The sequence below is a fragment of the Paenibacillus sp. UASWS1643 genome, assembly GCF_008693195.1.
Classification (GTDB): Bacteria; Bacillota; Bacilli; order Paenibacillales; family Paenibacillaceae; genus Paenibacillus; species Paenibacillus amylolyticus_B.
On the sequence record NZ_VXKZ01000098.1, the window covers coordinates 88,810 to 105,931 of the forward strand.

Here is a 17,122-nt window from a genome sequence, read left to right on the forward strand (position 1 = left end):
ACTGAACCTCGAATATGTCTTCGAGGTGAGCAATAATGAATGGTCAATATGACACAATCGTTATAGGTGTACTTGCTGTCTGTTTGATCTTGTGGCTGTTCTTTGGCTTGCGTAATTGGGTGAACCGACCGACGCCGGTAAGCTTGTCTGGAATGCAGCTGAACGTGAAGATTCAGGATTCCCCGGCCTTGGATTTACTTGAAGCACAGGGTTACGAAGTCATCGGTGGCAAAATGAAAATCCCTCTGGCATTTGAGGCCAATGAATCCGTTTATTACAGCAGATTATTCATTGATTATGTTGCAGAACGTGAGGATCTCAGATACCTGGTGAAAACGTCTCGTCGCAGACAACCACTTGAAATGACTGGCCCTGCGCTAAGGGATCGCTTCCTCAATTATCTTTTGTTATATCCTGGCTGTGAAGGATTGCTGTATGTTGACGTGGAGGATTCCGATATTAAGTTAATCAGGCTCATGGACTATCAGGAAGATGTGTATGATGGAGATGATCTGGACTAATATATAAGAATGAACATTGCAGGGCAAAGTCTGCGGCGAATACAAATGCTGCTTTATTGCAATACATTTAACTGGAGGCATGTATGAAAGGACAAAGGCACATCAAGATTCGTGAAATCATTAGTCAAAATGAAATTGAGACCCAGGATGATCTGGTTGAAGCACTACGCAAATCAGGTTTTCAGGTGACTCAGGCGACGGTATCCCGGGATATCAAGGAACTTCTGTTAATCAAGATTCCGATGGATGACGGAAGATACAAATACTCTTTGCCAACAGATCAACGATATAATCCGATTCAAAAGTTGAAGCGTGCACTCGTTGACAACTTCTTGCACATTGATCACACAAACAATCTGGTTGTGATGAAATGTTTGCCAGGAACAGCCAACTCCATTGCAGCTTTGCTTGATAATATTGAGTGGAATGAAGTCATGGGGACGATCTGTGGAGATGATACCATTCTGATTATCTGCCGGACTGAAGGTAACAGCGTGACCGTTATTGAACGCATCATGGGTTACATTGCTTAAAGTGCGTGTTCAAAAAGATTGGTTTTCAGTACCGAGAAGATGGGATGAAGCTAGAAATGGAGTAGCGGAGCGTAGGGAAACTACGTGAGCAACGGACATTTCGGCTGAATTCCATATTCGATGCTGATGATGCCACCAGGCATCCTTCGTAATCAAAAGCGGATTTTTGAACAACCTCTTGAATAAATGGTTCAAAAACATAATTTCTGAGTTAGTCATCCGGAGGTGTTTTTGCAGATGTTAGTTACGTTATCGATTCGTAATCTGGCTGTGGTGGAAGAAGTGGACGTTGTATTCCATCCGGGATTCCATGTACTTTCAGGGGAAACGGGTGCAGGTAAGTCGATTATTATAGATGCACTTGGCTTAATTGCCGGTGGACGAAGTTCAGCTGATCTGATCCGGTACGGATGTGAGAAGGCAGAGATGGAAGCCTTGTTCGAGATGGAGCAGAGTCATCCGGTATGGCAGACATTAGAGAAGTTGGGTATCCATTGTGAGCCTGAAGAGCATCTGGTCATTCGACGTGAACTGAACACACAGGGGAAAAGTACGTCCCGCATTAATGGGCAATTGGTCAATCTGACCATGCTGCGGGAAGTAGGCGAGAAGCTGATCAATATTCATGGACAACATGAACATCAGAGTTTGCTGCGTGCAGAGAGCCATCTGGGGCTTCTCGATACTTATGGCTCGGAAGTCATCGGACCTGTCAAAGCGAAGTATCAAGAGCGTTACAGCAAGTTTATCACGGCGGAAAAAGAACTGCGTGCGCTTCAGGAGTCCAGTCAGCGGGCATATCAACTCTTGGACATGTATCGGTTTCAGCTTGAGGAGATCGCAGCAGCAAGCCTTACAAGAGGCGAGGATGAATTACTCGGGGAAGAACGGGTCAAACTATCCCATAGTGAGAAAATGATGGACAGTGTTGCTGGTGCATATGATCTGCTCAGTGGTCAACGCGGACTTGAAGCTGTGAGCATTGCTCTTTCAAGAATTGAAGACATTTCTGGATATGATAGCAAAGGACTGCAACCAATCGTAGAACAGCTGCAATCCGCATTTTATCAATTGGAAGATGCAACATTTCAGTTAAGGGATTACCGGGAGAAGATTGAATTTAATCCGGCAAGGCTGGAAGAAGTGGAGCAAAGGCTGAATCTGATTTCTGGCCTCAGACGGAAATACGGGGACAGTGTTGAACTTATTCTGAGTTATTACGATCAGATTAGCCATGAAACCGACCAACTGGAGAACAAGGACGAACGGCTGGAGAAATTGCGAGCTGAACGTGACAAAATGCTTAACCTTGTGATGGAGTCTGCTGAAGAACTTAGCAAGGTTCGCAAACAATGCGCCGAGGAACTTGCTGCACAGGTGGAAAGCGAACTCAAGGATCTGCAAATGGAGCGGACTACGCTGCGTGTTCAGATTACTCCTTTCGAAGATCCGAAGGGCATTGAATGGAATGGACGCCGTATTCGTCTGAATCGTCAGGGTGCGGACAATGCGGAATTCCTGATTTCGCCGAACCCGGGCGAGCCATTACGTCCACTTGGCAAGATTGCTTCAGGTGGCGAGTTGTCGAGAATGATGCTGGCGATGAAGAGTATCTTTGCACGACATGACCGGATACCTGTGTTGATTTTTGATGAAGTTGATACCGGAGTTAGCGGTAGAGCAGCTCAATCCATTGCGGAAAAACTGTTCCGCTTGTCTTCGACTTGTCAGGTTTTCTCAATAACTCACTTACCACAAGTGGCTTGTATGGCAGATCATCAGTATCTCATTGAGAAACATGTCTACGATGGACGGACGATGACGCAGGTGGAATCGCTGTCAGACGAAGGCAGAGTGAAGGAATTGGCACGTATGCTGGGCGGCGTGGAAATTACAGAAAAAACGCTGCATCACGCACAGGAAATGCTGAATTTGGCGGAAGCCAAAAAAGGGTGAAACGGACGGCTGGCGTAATGATTGACAGTAATAAAAGCCTGGGGGCGAGGTTATCTTATAGGTACGCAATTGGCGACCACCTTTCGTCAAGCGAAAGAAGCAAAGGGAGTGTGACAGCCATTGAATTCCCCCCTCAGGAAGAAATTGCTAGGTCTTTTATTTGCCTTCTTTCTTTGTGTGATTAGCCAGGCCATTCAGCCTGTGCAAAGTTATGCTTCACTGCCGGATGAATTGCAGGTGTTTGCTGGCAGGCAAGCGGATGTCCGGCTCGCTGTACCTGCTGCTTCAAGCGCCGTTGTAGATCGTCCAGATATCGTTGGTTTGGATGATCAGGCAGCGATGCATGTTACCAGGCAACAACCTTTGCATCTTCACCCTCAACAGACGGGACATGCCAAATTAACGTTGAAGTTGTGGGGTAAAATTCCGGTCAAAACTGTGCATGTGAATGTGATACCGGATTTGCGTGTTGTACCCGGGGGTCAAACGATTGGCGTCAAAGTTAAATCGGCAGGCATTCTGGTGGTAGGTCATCATTTGGTCCACTCTGGGCAGGATGAGCGTGTATCGCCAGGAGAAACGGCAGGCATTAAGCTCGGAGATCTGATTACGCATATGGATGGTAAGCGTCTTGATGGCGTGGCAGGTGTCTCTGAAGCCGTTGAACTTGCAGGTAAAAGTAAAAAAGGTATTGATGTTGTGTTGAAACGTGGTAAGGAAACGGTGAAGACACGATTAACTCCGGCGTATGACTCCGAGGATCAAGCGTGGAGGCTTGGATTGTACATTCGTGATTCTGCAGCCGGTGTTGGCACACTTACCTTCTATGCTCCAGATCAGGGCGTATACGGCGCACTGGGCCATGTCATTACAGATATGAACACACAAACATCTATTGTTGTGGGTAGTGGTCAGATTGTTCAGTCCAATGTGACGTCCATTTCTAAAAGTGAGACCGGTGATCCGGGTGAAAAACGTGCTCATTTCCTTAAGGAAAGCAAGATTTTGGGCAATATTGAACGTAATACGGCTTTTGGCATCTTTGGTAAAATGTCTGGAAATCCTGAGCACAGTCTGTATTCAAAAGGTATTCCCGTCGCCTTCTCTCATGAAGTCAAAGAAGGACCAGCCGAAATACTTACCGTGGTTGACGGTCAACAAGTTGAACGCTTCTCCATTGACATTGTTCATGTGGCAGATCAAACCGAACCAGCAACAAAAGGTCTGGTACTTCGAATCACGGACCCGAAACTGCTGGATAAGACCGGAGGTATCGTTCAAGGCATGAGTGGCAGCCCCATCGTACAGAATGGTAAGTTGATCGGTGCAGTTACTCATGTATTCGTGAATGATCCGAAATCGGGTTACGGTTGCTTCATTGAATGGATGTTACAAGATGCTGGCGTTATGATGAAAAAGGAAAACGATAAAAACCTCAAGGCTGGTTAAGCAGCCCTGAGGTTCTTTTTTGTCGAAAGCAAACATAATATATCGGATAATGAAATAAATTATTTATTATAAAGGATCAAGAAAAAAAAATAAAGAAAAATAATTTTCGACAGGAGGAATTTAACTTGCTGTGTCGAAAATTTAACCTGTAAGGAAATGTACGAAACGATGTTTAATTTAAAGGAGGATACCGTTTTGCAAAAAATTGAGGTATTGCTGGCCGATGATAATCGTGAATTTACGAATTTGCTTGCCGAATATATATCTGAGCAGGAAGATATGGAAGTTACCGGTATTGCATACAATGGAGAAGAAGTACTGCAATTGCTGGAGCAAACTCGGGATGTGCCGGATGTATTGATTCTGGATATTATCATGCCTCATCTGGACGGTTTGGGTGTGCTTGAGCGCTTGCGCAACCTGAACCTGTCTCCACAGCCTAAAGTCATTATGCTTACGGCATTCGGACAAGAGAATATCACACAGCGTGCCGTGCAACTCGGAGCTTCTTATTATATTCTCAAGCCGTTTGACATGGAAGTGCTTGCGAATCGTGTGCGTCAACTGGTTGGAACACAGACCGCGATGTCTACAAGCAACGGATCATCCATGTTCATGAAATCCAATGTTGTGCCAATGGGCAAACACAAAAATCTGGATGCAAGCATTACGTCCATCATACATGAAATCGGCGTTCCTGCGCATATTAAAGGATATCAGTATTTGCGCGAAGCCATTACGATGGTGTATAACAATATCGAAATTTTGGGAGCCATCACCAAAACACTATATCCGGCGATTGCCGAAAAATTCAAAACCACGCCGTCCCGCGTCGAACGTGCCATCCGTCATGCCATTGAAGTGGCATGGACTCGCGGTAACATCGACAGCATCAGCCACTTGTTTGGCTACACGATCAACATCAGCAAGTCGAAGCCGACAAATTCGGAATTCATCGCGATGGTCGCTGACAAGCTGAGAATTGAACATAAGGTAAGCTGAAAGGGTAAGGAGTAGTGATCGGGCAAGGAAATTTTGAATTCAGATTAGATTCTGGCCAAATGAATTTTGGCGGCCAATATCAGAATTCGTTCATTTCATGCAGATAAACTTTTGTAATATATGCTAACGAATACCGTCATTTATTGGATTTAAGATATCCAGTAAATGACGGTATTTTTGCATAAACGAAATAACACAGAACATGGGGGTAAGAATTTTATTTCATAAACTTTTACCCTCAGTTAACGCTTTTTCAAGTAGAAAGTGGTACGATGTGACCATTGACAAAGACCTACATATATATTTAAAAAGTTCGGATTAGATGCTACGAACAGAGGAGTAGAATAGTATGTTTACGCAAATAGGCGAGATTGCTGAAGCAATTCCTGTAGTACATTCTGATACAAAATGTGATATCGTCTATCATCTTTTCAAGTCCAATCCTAGTCTGGAAGGTATAGCTGTTATGGGGGAGAGGTGTGTGTCATTAATGATGCGGGCCCGATTCTTTCAGCAGATTGGCACCCAGTATGGCTATAATCTGTACATGGGACGTCCTGTAGAACTGGTAATGAACACGCAGGCACTGGTCGTGGATTATTCGGAACAGATTACAGATGTCAGTGTTCTAGCCATGGACCGAGATGAAGGGGAAATATATGATCTTGTGTTGGTCACGTCAGGAGAACGTTTCTTTGGCGCTGTGAGTATTCGGCGTTTGCTACTCGCTGTTGCTGATGTACGGGCTGAAATGGCGATTTTTATGAACCCGCTGACTGGTCTTCCAGGTAATCATATTATAGATGAAAGGCTGTCTCAGGCTCTTAAGATGGACCAATTTAGCGTACTGTACGTTGATCTCGATCAATTCAAATCCTACAATGATAGCTACGGCTTCAAAATGGGAGACCAGCTTATTCAGGCGACTGCTAACTTGCTTCGCAAGCTATTTGTTCCCCCTGAAGCTTTTCTTGGACATATCGGTGGTGATGATTTTATCACGATCCTGAATCACCATGATTACAAATATATTAGTAAGGAAGTCATCTCAGGTTTTGAGGAAATGAAAAAGACATTTTACAACGAACATGATTGGCATCATCAATATGTTCTGGGAGAAGGACGTTCCGGGCTAAATCGGCCCATCCCTCTCGTGTCGGTATCCATCGCCGTTGTAACCAACAGCAAGCGAAAATATGAAAACATAGATCAGATTATTGATGAGGCTACACGGATCAAAAAAGGTTGTAAAGCGATTGCCGGTAGTGTCATCTGTGCAAATGATTCCGCCATTACTCCGTGCTAGAAATAAGAAAAACTAATAGTAGCTATAACTACTAACGTTAAAGATACAAGAAAAACCGCTACTTATCAGGACTTAGTCACCTGTAATAGCGGTTTTTCTATTATCTGATGCGAGTCGAGTGTTTTCTTGCGAAAACACTTCAACCTCATTATGTATACATATGAGTATGTTTGAGCAAAGGGTACTCAGATTCGAATATCGACGGATGGATATGAAGCAGCAGGAGATGTAGATGCCGTAGTTTGCGGGCCTTTTCCGGATTCCTGATCTGTGGTTCCGCCATCTGATGGGTGGTTCTTACTTTCCGTTTTCTTTCCTTCATTTACTTCCTGATCTTCTTCTCCAGATGTTGCAGAGATAGGAGTTTGTGCCGATTCTTTAGGCGCGGATTGATGGATCTCTTCCACCAGTTCCCCAATCTTCTGATTAACCTTGTTTAACTGGGAGTTGATGTCCTGGACGGTCTCACGCTTTGCCTGAAAGACGGTGCGTTCTGAATTTTCCAACATCATTGATTTGCCGAGATCGAGATCATTTGTAGGAGGATTAATCTCCAGAACAAGTCGGTCGAAGCGGGTTTCTCCTTCGGTGGTCTGAATGGAGCCCTGCATGCGATCACGCAAACCGACCAGCTTACCCAATTGATCATAAGTCTGACTATGCTTGATCAGGTGATCGAGTGAAGGGGCTTGTGTCTCGTCGGTTGGTTTGGGTTGTTGCTGTTGAGTCTTTTCGGGCTGTCTTAATTTGTTCTTTTCTTGCAATTCTTCAGCTTTAATTTGGGCAATCTGGCTGTCGATCTGTGATATGGAGCTTGTTAAGGATTTAATTCGCTGAGCTTTGGTTTTGGTATCCAACTCGTCATTGGTTTTTACACCTTGCATTTCTTCATTGAGCCGGACCTTCTGCTGCATGAGTCCCTGAATTTCTTTATCCCGATTGGAGACTTGATTCCCGGGAGTGAAACTGCTTTTGGTTGCAGATGAGATTGAATTCATATCCTCTGTTCTCCTTCTACTCTTTATCATGGTTCTATTTACATATATCGGATGTTAAGAGAAGGATTTGAATAGCTCTTTTTTCGTCTGAATGGATTCATTTACATCGGTTGTATTGCGTGCTTCATCATAATAACTGATGGTTATCAATAAGTGAGTAGAGTACAGACACAATCTATGTAGACGGAGATGGGTTGGTAAAATGTGGAATGATTATTATATCGCCGAAGTGTCGGTCATGCAGTTCTATGATAAAGCACCGTTTGCTCTAGGTGATAATTTTGGTCGGGGAGGTCAGGCAGTCTACAGCGCGCTTGGTTTGAATCCTCCTGCAGATAAAAAAGAGATCTTAATGAAGGATCAACTGGTTGAAGTTTCATCGGAAGCGATTCCTGAGTTTGCCGGAGACTACATTATTCTAACAGCAGATAATCTGACCCTGGAAGAAGTTGAACTCCAAACCGGTCTGGAGTTCACTGGATGCGGTTAAAAATGATCGTGTGTTTATCTGGAGCCCGGATCGTTCATGGTACTTTGACCCGATTGCAACATTGGATCAAACCGAGGAATTGGCTGCGTGGTTTACGAAGATCTCTGAACCAAATTAAGTCTAACAAGTGATGGATGAGATGAAATCCAATTCCACTCTAAATTTCAGTTGATAATGAAAATTATTATCATTTATAATAAAGGAACATTAGTGAACCTCTGCTACATATATGTTATCGGATGTATGGCAGAATGATGACCTTGTAAGGCCTTTGTTCCGGGTGAGGCTGGGATTGGAGAGTATTTGATGCAATTAGACGAACAGATGAAATGCTGGAATCATGCCGCTGTTAAGGTTCTGGATATACGACGAATCGTTATGGAGGCAGGGGCACAACTGAGTTCCTACACACTTCCGGCAAATGCTTTTATATATACGATTCGAGGCTCGGCTGACATCCAAATGGATGGTAGAGCTTACAATGCAGAGCGATTTTACATGCTTCATGGGGCCAAAGGATCTTCACTGGATATCCAAACCAACGAAGATTTTGAATATATTCTGCTCTATTACAGAGCATTTCTTGCCTTTCCTAGTTTTCGCAAAAAGTGGTTATTGGCACAGCCAGAGGTTGCACCGTTCTCTTTGCAATATGGATTTACACCAAGTAGTCCGCTGGGGTTGTTACGTTACCTTGATGAGCTTGAGGGTGCATGGATTCAATCAGGCAATCTGGATCTGCTTCATACAAAAAGTTTATTTTACCAATTCATTCATGAAATGATGGTTCAGTTGGCAGAGCAGGAGATCAAAACAGAGCTTGCTGACCCGGTGAAACAAACACTTCGTTATATACAGAACCATTATAGGGAACAGGTGACGCTTGATTTCCTGGCTGAACAGTTCAACTACAGCTCCCGACATTTATCTATGCAATTCAAACGACAGACGGGTTACAGTCCAATTGATTATTTAATTCAGACCCGAATCGCCAAAGCTCGGAATCTGCTTGTACGATCTGATGCAACGCTGAGTGAAATTGCAGCAGAAGTGGGTTATTCGGATGTGTATTATTTTAGTCGTATCTTCAAAAAACATGTGGGGATCTCTCCGATTCAGTATCAACGAAAGATAAGAGAAGAAGCGAGAACAGAGGATCGTCCATTGGTAATCTCTGAATCGTCCATTGGCCGAAGATGGAAGTCGGGATATATTGATTATGAGAATCATTATCAATATATAGACGGAGGGTCTACACCAATGAAAAGAAGAAAAACAAGTTCCAGTATGGTTATGGTTGCATTATTGAGCATAACGATGCTCCTCGCAGCCTGCTCTTCAGGTACAGCAACAACACCAGCAGCTGGCGAAGGAACGGGTGCCAGTTCCAATAACAGCAGTACTGCAGTATCATCAGACACAGGCAGCCAGACGAACAAAGACAATGAAACACGCACGGTCTCAACGGTTAAGGGTGACGTAGTTGTTCCAGCGAATCCAAAACGGGTTGTTGTATTGTATCTCCAGGGGGATGTCGTCGCACTGGGAGTTAAGCCAATCGCTACCTCAGATGTATATGATGGGGCTGCATACAAGAGTGAGCTAGAGGGTGTAAACGCATTGGGTACCTGGTTTGAACCGAATCCTGAAGCTGTCATTGATCTTGATCCGGATCTGATCATTGTTCCTTCAGAAGAGACGTATACCTTATTAAAAGATATTGCACCTACGGTATATATTCCGTATGAGAAATTGACTACAGAAGAGAGACTTCATGATATAGCAAGTATCTTTGGCAAAGAACAGGAAGCCGAAACGTTAATCACCAATCTCAACAACAAAGTCGAAGAGAGTAAGAAAACTCTTGCAGATGCAGGCATTCTGGACAAAACAATCTCCATTGTGGAGGGTGGTTTGAAAGGTATGGTTATTGTAGAGAGCAAACAATTTGGCCGTGGATCTCAGGCGGTGTATGAGTACTTGGGAATGAAAGCACCTGAAGTCGTACAGAAAAAAATCGACGTGGTTTCGGACGCGGCAGGCTCCACGATCTCCATGGAAGTCCTTCCTGAATATATCGGAGACTATGTGTTTCGCTCTGTGTATGAAGGGGCAGATAACTTGACGGATAATCCAATATGGAGCAGTATCCCAGCGATCAAGGAAGGTCGTCTGATTGAGATTGATTTCGATTTCTTCTATTATTCGGATATCTATTCAATTAATAAACAACTTGATTTTGTCGTTGAAAAGCTGTTGGCGGCACCAAGAGCGCAATAGTAAAGAGCAGATGTGTTCGTGAAATGTTTGTACAAGAAATGTTTGTTTTTTAGCCATTGTATTTTGATAAGATTACCATTACACTAGGATTTAAGTGATAATGAGAATCGATATCAAATACTCGATGTTCTGGATCGAATTAACGGAGGTATTTTTAATATGAATCAGCAGCTGGAACTTTATGATGTAACCATTATCGGCGGTGGCCCTGCGGGTATGTACTCTGCCTTTTATAGCGGCATGCGAGATATGAAGACCAAGTTGATTGAGGCACGTGACAGATTGGGAGGTCGCATGCTCTTTTATCCGGAGAAAATGATCTGGGATGTCGGGGGTGTGACGCCAATTCTGTGTGAAGATCTGATCAAACAATTGGAAGAACAGGCAAGAACTTTTGAGCCAACCCTCGTATTTGAACAACAGATCGAAGGATTCGAGCGTCAACCTGATGGCACGATTCTGTTAACTTCTGCAACAGGTGAGCAACACTGGACACGTACCGTCATTATGGCAATCGGATATGGTATATATAAAATGGCCAAGCTGGAGCTTGAAGGTGCAGACCGCTATGAGGTTAGCAATCTGCACTATACCGTGCAGGAACTAGAACCATTCCGTGGTAAACGCGTGCTGATCTCGGGTGGAGGCGACTCTGCTGTGGATTGGGCGAATGAACTGGAAGCCCTGGCAGAGCAAGTTACGGTTGTGCATCGTCGTGACCGCTTTGGCGGGTTGGAGCGTAATGTACTGCGTATGAGAGAATCCTCTGTAGATGTCCGTACACCATATGCGGTAGAGACCTTGCATAGTATGAGTGGTGATGTGATTGAACAGGTGACCATCTCACACGTGGACACAGGTGAAACTGAACTGCTTGAAGTCGATGCTGTCATTGTAAACCACGGCATGAAGAGTGACTTTGGTCCAATCCGGGATTGGGGACTTGATCTTGGCGAATGGCATGTCACTACAACGGAGAGATTGCAAACCAATATTCCTGGTGTTTTTGCCGCAGGTGACTTTGTAGATTATGGTAGCAAACTGTACCTGATTGCAGGTACTTTCACTGATGCAGCCCTAGCGGTAAACAGTGCGAAGCTTTACATGGACCCTGAAGCGGAAAAAGTGGCTTATGTTTCTTCCCATAACAGTCGCTTTAAGGAGAAAAATAAAGCCCTTGGTGTTGTAGAAGAATAAAGGTCAGCGATCGGTTATATTAAGATGACTTCGGGTTAATCCCGAAGTCATCTTTTTTGCATAAAATGGGTAATAAGAAGGCATAATGGCACAAGATAGAACACGCTTAGAATTGAACATGAACCACCAAATGTCTATAATAAGCCTGAGAAACTGTAGAATAACATCAAGATACAATAACTAGATCAGAGTGGAGTGCAGCGTATGAAAAAGGGATCACAGCCACAACGAGGTTTCACCTTCATCCAGCGGTGGTTCAAACGATCTGATAAAAAAAAGATCAAATGGTCTGAAATGTATCTCGCACTGGCTGGCGCGCTTCATCGCTTGTTGGTTGAAGGGCGGCGTGAACGTTCAGCAGCCAAACGGCTGCATCAGGACTTGCCCATTAACGCGTTGGGCGAATTGAAGCTAGAGCCAGGGGACATTGTGTACACGCCAAGCTCGGAATCAACTTATTACGCCGGGCATATGGGCATTATTGGTCTCGACGGCAAGGTGTATCATGTGCACCCTTATGGGCCTGTATTTGCTGATTCATTAGAGTGGTATCTCACGCGGTTTTATGAAGGTGATCGCTTCATTGTATTTCGCTCCAGATTGAATGAGGCAGGCATGAAAGCAGCCGGGTGGGTACATGATCATTACAAGCAGGTAAAATTCTACCGTTTGCAGACCAATCTGCGCAGTATTGAGCGCAATTACTGTTCCAAGTTTATATATCAGGCCTATCAGTTCACATCGGGACTGGATCTGTGGAGCCGCAAATTTACCCGAATGAATCAGGGTTATATCTATCCATTTCGAATTGAGCGCTCTTCAGAACTGGAAGTACTGGGAACCTTTTATAAATAAGGTTGGGACCGACTAAAATACTGTTCTTCCGAAAATAAGGAGAGCAGGTTCTGTCGGTTTTTTTTGTATGTGTAGAGATTAAAAACAGGAAAAACGCCCAAAACGTCGAATAGATTATGAGATAGGCACGCACAACTTGGAATCGTATACATAAAAAAAGGCGAAATGATTTTTAGCCCAGAGCACAAAAATGACTACGAAGTAGACGAACAAGAAAGAGTGAAGCGAGATGAAATGGCCGGGTTTCTTACAACGATTCCGACCGAACAAAAACGTGGTTAAGCTATCGGACTATATCCCAAAAAAGGAAAGGAGGCACTACTGTTCCATATGCAAGAAAAACGTCAAATCGGTCGTGCATTATGCGGCTCCACAGGGAAATGTTTCAGGTGTATGCAGTTCTTGTAAGTCTTTGGCGGATGAACGAGGAATGTTTCCCATTTAATAAGAAGAGATGCGCTCAGGAAATAAGAATTTTTTGATTTATGCGCGTTTTTGTAGTACATTAGCAAATGTATTCGAAGGAGGATTCTAATGTACTCAGGTAGACAAGACGATACTTTATACATCATGACCTACACCTTAAACAGCGGTATCAAGGGTACGGTTCCACTGTCTAATAAGCAGATTATTGAGTGGCTGGATTGCTACAGAAATGAGAAGCGCTTCGTGACCGAAATTGGCAAGGAGTTTTTTGGATTGAATGCAGGATTGGTAGCAGACTTCAAGGTTCAAAATCATTTATCGGATTATCAGCAGACCATTATGCCTACACAGCAGCAGGATAACCTGGAACGCTTGTCCAGTGCTTATAAATCAACCGAGTTATTAATGAAGATTGATTGTAAATGTGGCACGGCTTATGTGACGGAATCCCCATACAAGCGCACAAAATGGTACTGTACAAAGTGTAAAGAGATTGTATTTTTGGATGCCAAAAAAGGAATGGTGGAAACGTCGCGTGGTGACGCTTACTACATGACCAACAAATATTTTGTTTCCCGGGACTAGCGGGAAGTGACTCTGGAAGCATCGCTGTGAAGCGATGCTTTTTTGTGCGAATATTTGCTCCATAACAAAAAAGCCCCAAGGGGCCTTTTTGAAAGATATCTAAGATCTTTTAGAAATTATGATGAGCATTCAACTTTGTGAGGAGGAATGAAGCAGCAACGACAGCGTGGCTCGTAAGCTTCTGAATCGCCAATCATGACAACCGGACCCAAGGTAACAGGCTCCCCATTGACGATACGTTGCGTAAAGGCTGCATCCGGGCTGCCACATACCGCACAGAAAGCCGAGAGTTTCTCAATGTCATCTGCCATGGCAAGCAAACCACCGACATATCCGAATTCCTTACCACGGTAATCCATATTAAGTCCGTCCACAATGACATGTTTGCCACAATACGCTAACTCCGAGACAAGTTCCATAATGGCACTGCTGAAAAATTGTACTTCATCAAATGCAACAACATCAGCATCTATGGTTTGGTTCAAGATCATTTCTACGGATTCCGGGGTTAATTGCCGGGGAATGGAATGGGCAGGGAGTCGATAACCAATTCGGCTTACGATCTCGTCTTGGGCAAACCGATCATCCTCGGCTGGTTTGTAGGCCACAACCTTTTTACGGCCAAATTGTATTAATTTCTGACAACGGCGAATGAGTTCACCGGATTTTTCACTGAACATGGGTCCAGTAATTACGGTAATACGTCCTGTTTGCACGGTGCTGCTACTCCTCTCACATACGGGATTCAACAAAAAAAGCGACCTTTACAGAGTACCACAAAATCTTTGAAAAGAGCCAGAACTAATCTGCGCAGCTTTGTGTTACTATATGGATTGTTAAGGTATTGGTTACGGCAGCTAATTAACAGGAGTTGTGAAAAGAGGTGTTTAGTATGAGTGAAGCATTAACATCACTGCAAGCGCAATATGAAAGTCTGAAAGAACAGGGATCTCTAAATGAAGCGGCGCAGGCATTATTTGCAGAACTGTTCGCAGAAGCGGAGAGACTGCAGGCAAGTAACCTTACCTTGCGTAGAACGATCTTGAAGTCTTCTTCCAAAGAATCACGTATGTCTACCAAACTGCGGGATGCCTTATACGAATGACCCGGAGATTACTCCGGGTCCTCTTCTGTCTTTAATTTGCGAGGGAATAGAATACCTGCTGTAATTCTGGCAATCATGGCAAAGGTGAGACCAATGCCTGCAAACATGTAGATTACGGTAAAGGCTTTGCTGAATCCGGTGGTTGGTACAAATTCAGGATGTCCCACTGTAGTCAGGGTAACCGCACAGAAGTATAACGCATCGATCCAGTGCAGACCTTCAACACGAGTGTAAAACAAAGTGCCTGACAGCAACGTTGCTGCCGTTAACGCGAACAGAGCCAGAAACTTTGGGTCTTTGAACGCATGGAAAATGCCTTTCAGCAATCGTTGTAACGTGATTAGAAATGATACCATGATGATCCATCCTGTCTATGTAAAGTAGGCGGTGTGTTGTATAACACACAAAAAAGCCCGGACTCATGGAGTCCTTCCGGGCGTCTCTGCTTTTTCGGGTACACTTTTGGACCGGAAACGGGGACCTACATAATTACGCTTGCGGTCACGGAACAAGATCCAGCCTCCCAGAAAACTCATACCTGCGGCAAAAAGGACAAGTCCACCGGCAAAGGAGAGCCATTGGAAACCTGGTGAAATTAGTTCGTTCCCGTGCTCGGCATAATATAGGAACAGGGCATCTTTCATCATCAGAAAACCCTTCATTGCCATTAAACCGGGGATGACCAGAACAACAATCGCCAAAAAACGCGCAAAGACCAATCTTGTATTCATGAGCATTATACCCTTTCTGCCAAAGTCGACATTAAATAAAGGTTACGCTTACAGATCATACCTGATTCCATCATAGCTTGGAATGCATAGGCTGTCCATGTGTGATTGCTTCAAACTTTGAGTTGACCGCTCAAGGAGAGTACAATGGCATATAGAGGGTATAAGCCAAACCATGATTCAAGCCATCATAAATGATATTGAAATTTGATTCATAGAGGAGAGCATGAGAGATGCCAATTACATGTGATGTTGCAATTCTTGGAGGAGGAACCGGTGGATATGTAGCCGCAATCCGGGCTGCACAGCTGGGAAAACAGGTCGTTATCATTGAGAAGGACAAGCTTGGCGGTACCTGTCTGCATCGTGGCTGTATTCCGAGTAAGGCTTTGCTAAAAAGTGCGGAAGTATACGCCGAGATCCAGGAGAGCGAGACGTATGGTATCGAGACAGCTGGAGCTACACTTGTATTTCCCAAAGTACAGGCGCGCAAGGATGCAATTGTCGAACAGCTTCATCAGGGCGTTCAGTATTTGATGAAAAAAAATAAAATCCAGGTTGTACACGCGAAAGGTCGCGTCATCGGACCATCCATCTTCTCACCGCAGAGCGGAGCAGTCGCTGTGGAGTTTGAAGATGGAGAGATGGATACGGTAGTTCCAACCAATCTTATCATTGCCACTGGTTCGCGTCCTCGTGTGTTGCCGGGCCTGGAACCGGACGGTAAATTCATAATGAGCAGCGACGAAGCCCTGCGTATGGATGAACTTCCTGCATCACTCATCATTGTCGGTGGGGGCGTGATTGGACTGGAGTGGGCATCCATGCTGAATGACTTTGGCGTAGACATCACAGTAGTAGAAGCAGCTGCTCACGTGTTGCCTGCCGAGGATGAGGATGTTGCCAGAGAAATGCAGCGATTGCTCGGCAAACGAGGTGTTCGTTTCCTAACAGGTGCCTCTGTTCTAACGGAAACATATAACACAGATCAAGAGGGCATCCAGATTGATGTGCAGCTTGGTGAAGATAAGCAGGAAACGCTGAGAGCGGAGAAAATGCTCGTATCAGTTGGACGTCAAGCTAATGTCGAAAATATTGGACTTGAAAATACAGATATCAAACTGGAGCGTGGGTTCATCGCTGTGAACAAACAGTTACAGACCGGTGAAGGTCACATCTACGCCATTGGTGACTGCATCGGCGGTTTGCAGCTTGCACATGCCGCAAGTCATGAAGGTATTCTCGCTGTCAATCATCTGGCGGGCGAAACGGTACATGCCGTAGAATCCCATCGCATCCCGCGCTGTGTGTATACACGTCCGGAAGCAGCAAGCATCGGATTCACCGAGCGAGAAGCCAAAGAACGTGGATATGACATTAAAACAGGCAAGTTCCCATTTTCGGCTATTGGCAAATCGCTTATTCACGGAAGTCGGGATGGATTCGTGAAGGTGATCGCAGATGCCAAGACGAATGATATATTGGGGGTACATATGATTGGCACCCATGTGACGGAATTAATCGCTGAGGCTTCTCTGGCTCAGATGCTGGATGCCACACCTTGGGAAGTCGGACAAACCATTCATCCGCACCCTTCTCTGTCGGAAATTATGGGTGAAGCCATGTTGGCGGTCGATGGAAAGGCCATTGGAATGTAAGTCAAACAAGCTTATGAGAAAGGTTCTTTCCTT

The 17,122-nt window shown here is 44.5% G+C and carries 17 protein-coding genes; 13 read left to right on the top strand and 4 right to left on the bottom strand.

The window, feature by feature from the left end; all coding sequences use genetic code 11:
• The first annotated feature begins 35 nt into the window (after window positions 1-35).
• From FE296_RS06700 to FE296_RS06725, 6 genes are all read left to right on the top strand, one after another.
• Window positions 36-521 carry a hypothetical protein gene (locus FE296_RS06700; protein ID WP_124116165.1) on the top strand — a complete coding sequence of 162 codons (486 nt, stop codon included), beginning with the start codon at window positions 36-38 and terminating at the stop codon, window positions 519-521.
• Between the two features lie 83 nt (window positions 522-604).
• Window positions 605-1,054: a transcriptional regulator AhrC/ArgR gene (gene ahrC / locus FE296_RS06705; RefSeq protein ID WP_017687604.1), complete on the top strand. Its 450-nt coding sequence runs from the start codon at window positions 605-607 to the stop codon at window positions 1,052-1,054.
• A gap of 237 nt (window positions 1,055-1,291) precedes the next feature.
• Window positions 1,292-3,010, top strand: a complete 1,719-nt coding sequence (gene recN / locus FE296_RS06710; protein WP_124116166.1) for a DNA repair protein RecN — start codon at window positions 1,292-1,294, stop codon at window positions 3,008-3,010.
• A gap of 120 nt (window positions 3,011-3,130) precedes the next feature.
• Window positions 3,131-4,459 carry a SpoIVB peptidase gene (spoIVB, locus tag FE296_RS06715; RefSeq protein WP_076215808.1) on the top strand — a complete coding sequence of 443 codons (1,329 nt, stop codon included), beginning with the start codon at window positions 3,131-3,133 and terminating at the stop codon, window positions 4,457-4,459.
• A gap of 195 nt (window positions 4,460-4,654) precedes the next feature.
• On the top strand, window positions 4,655-5,461 hold the full coding sequence (spo0A, locus tag FE296_RS06720; RefSeq protein ID WP_091018123.1) for a sporulation transcription factor Spo0A: 807 nt from the start codon (window positions 4,655-4,657) through the stop codon (window positions 5,459-5,461).
• 349 nt (window positions 5,462-5,810) lie between these two features.
• Window positions 5,811-6,767, top strand: coding sequence for a GGDEF domain-containing protein (locus tag FE296_RS06725; protein WP_150364560.1), 957 nt, complete (start codon window positions 5,811-5,813; stop codon window positions 6,765-6,767).
• A 185-nt stretch (window positions 6,768-6,952) separates the two neighbouring features.
• On the opposite strand, the gene FE296_RS06730 is transcribed toward FE296_RS06725, so the two are convergent.
• On the bottom strand, window positions 6,953-7,765 hold the full coding sequence (locus tag FE296_RS06730) for a FlxA-like family protein (RefSeq protein ID WP_167483685.1): 813 nt from the start codon (window positions 7,763-7,765) through the stop codon (window positions 6,953-6,955).
• Between the two features lie 202 nt (window positions 7,766-7,967).
• Here FE296_RS06730 and FE296_RS06735 point away from each other — a divergent pair, with 202 nt between their 5' ends.
• The 5 genes from FE296_RS06735 to FE296_RS06755 all read left to right on the top strand — a co-directional run bounded on the left by FE296_RS06735 (window position 7,968) and on the right by FE296_RS06755 (window position 13,598).
• Complete coding sequence (locus FE296_RS06735; protein ID WP_124116169.1) at window positions 7,968-8,255, top strand: TroA family protein; 288 nt, start codon at window positions 7,968-7,970, stop codon at window positions 8,253-8,255.
• A 306-nt stretch (window positions 8,256-8,561) separates the two neighbouring features.
• Entirely contained in the window at window positions 8,562-10,535 is a 1,974-nt protein-coding gene (locus FE296_RS06740; RefSeq protein WP_124116170.1) for an AraC family transcriptional regulator, read from the top strand.
• A gap of 159 nt (window positions 10,536-10,694) precedes the next feature.
• The gene (locus FE296_RS06745; RefSeq protein WP_017687612.1) at window positions 10,695-11,732 is read left to right on the top strand and encodes an NAD(P)/FAD-dependent oxidoreductase; all 1,038 of its coding nucleotides are present in this window, start codon (window positions 10,695-10,697) and stop codon (window positions 11,730-11,732) included.
• Between the two features lie 204 nt (window positions 11,733-11,936).
• Window positions 11,937-12,587 carry a hypothetical protein gene (locus tag FE296_RS06750; RefSeq protein ID WP_124116172.1) on the top strand — a complete coding sequence of 217 codons (651 nt, stop codon included), beginning with the start codon at window positions 11,937-11,939 and terminating at the stop codon, window positions 12,585-12,587.
• Window positions 12,588-13,121: 534 nt separating this feature from the next.
• A complete protein-coding gene (locus FE296_RS06755) occupies window positions 13,122-13,598 on the top strand; it encodes a hypothetical protein (protein WP_017687614.1) in 477 nt (158 codons plus the stop codon).
• A gap of 116 nt (window positions 13,599-13,714) precedes the next feature.
• Here the strand turns inward: FE296_RS06755 and FE296_RS06760 are convergent, their stop codons facing one another.
• On the bottom strand, window positions 13,715-14,314 hold the full coding sequence (locus FE296_RS06760; protein ID WP_062835251.1) for a thymidine kinase: 600 nt from the start codon (window positions 14,312-14,314) through the stop codon (window positions 13,715-13,717).
• A 176-nt stretch (window positions 14,315-14,490) separates the two neighbouring features.
• Here FE296_RS06760 and FE296_RS06765 point away from each other — a divergent pair, with 176 nt between their 5' ends.
• Window positions 14,491-14,703, top strand: coding sequence for a hypothetical protein (locus FE296_RS06765; RefSeq protein WP_124116173.1), 213 nt, complete (start codon window positions 14,491-14,493; stop codon window positions 14,701-14,703).
• Window positions 14,704-14,711: 8 nt separating this feature from the next.
• Here the strand turns inward: FE296_RS06765 and FE296_RS06770 are convergent, their stop codons facing one another.
• Both FE296_RS06770 and FE296_RS06775 read right to left on the bottom strand, forming a co-directional pair.
• Entirely contained in the window at window positions 14,712-15,059 is a 348-nt protein-coding gene (locus FE296_RS06770) for a potassium channel family protein (protein WP_036607883.1), read from the bottom strand.
• A 63-nt stretch (window positions 15,060-15,122) separates the two neighbouring features.
• Window positions 15,123-15,440, bottom strand: a complete 318-nt coding sequence (locus FE296_RS06775; RefSeq protein ID WP_062835248.1) for a DUF2627 domain-containing protein — start codon at window positions 15,438-15,440, stop codon at window positions 15,123-15,125.
• A 224-nt stretch (window positions 15,441-15,664) separates the two neighbouring features.
• Here FE296_RS06775 and lpdA point away from each other — a divergent pair, with 224 nt between their 5' ends.
• Window positions 15,665-17,089, top strand: coding sequence for a dihydrolipoyl dehydrogenase (lpdA, locus tag FE296_RS06780; protein WP_150364561.1), 1,425 nt, complete (start codon window positions 15,665-15,667; stop codon window positions 17,087-17,089).
• The last annotated feature ends 33 nt before the right edge of the window (window positions 17,090-17,122 follow it).

Bases quoted from the DNA above. Each gene is read 5' to 3' on its own strand.
- ahrC (WP_017687604.1), top strand. From the start codon at position 605: ATGAAAGGACAAAGGCACATCAAGATTCGTGAAATCATTAGTCAAAAT.
- recN (WP_124116166.1), top strand. From the start codon at position 1,292: ATGTTAGTTACGTTATCGATTCGTAATCTGGCTGTGGTGGAAGAAGTG.
- FE296_RS06740 (WP_124116170.1), top strand. From the start codon at position 8,562: ATGCAATTAGACGAACAGATGAAATGCTGGAATCATGCCGCTGTTAAG.
- FE296_RS06755 (WP_017687614.1), top strand. From the start codon at position 13,122: ATGTACTCAGGTAGACAAGACGATACTTTATACATCATGACCTACACC.
- FE296_RS06765 (WP_124116173.1), top strand. From the start codon at position 14,491: ATGAGTGAAGCATTAACATCACTGCAAGCGCAATATGAAAGTCTGAAA.
- FE296_RS06725 (WP_150364560.1), top strand. From the start codon at position 5,811: ATGTTTACGCAAATAGGCGAGATTGCTGAAGCAATTCCTGTAGTACAT.
- FE296_RS06770 (WP_036607883.1), bottom strand. From the start codon at position 15,059: ATGGTATCATTTCTAATCACGTTACAACGATTGCTGAAAGGCATTTTC.
- FE296_RS06775 (WP_062835248.1), bottom strand. From the start codon at position 15,440: ATGCTCATGAATACAAGATTGGTCTTTGCGCGTTTTTTGGCGATTGTT.
- FE296_RS06750 (WP_124116172.1), top strand. From the start codon at position 11,937: ATGAAAAAGGGATCACAGCCACAACGAGGTTTCACCTTCATCCAGCGG.
- FE296_RS06735 (WP_124116169.1), top strand. From the start codon at position 7,968: ATGTGGAATGATTATTATATCGCCGAAGTGTCGGTCATGCAGTTCTAT.
- FE296_RS06700 (WP_124116165.1), top strand. From the start codon at position 36: ATGAATGGTCAATATGACACAATCGTTATAGGTGTACTTGCTGTCTGT.
- FE296_RS06730 (WP_167483685.1), bottom strand. From the start codon at position 7,765: ATGAATTCAATCTCATCTGCAACCAAAAGCAGTTTCACTCCCGGGAAT.
- FE296_RS06745 (WP_017687612.1), top strand. From the start codon at position 10,695: ATGAATCAGCAGCTGGAACTTTATGATGTAACCATTATCGGCGGTGGC.
- lpdA (WP_150364561.1), top strand. From the start codon at position 15,665: ATGCCAATTACATGTGATGTTGCAATTCTTGGAGGAGGAACCGGTGGA.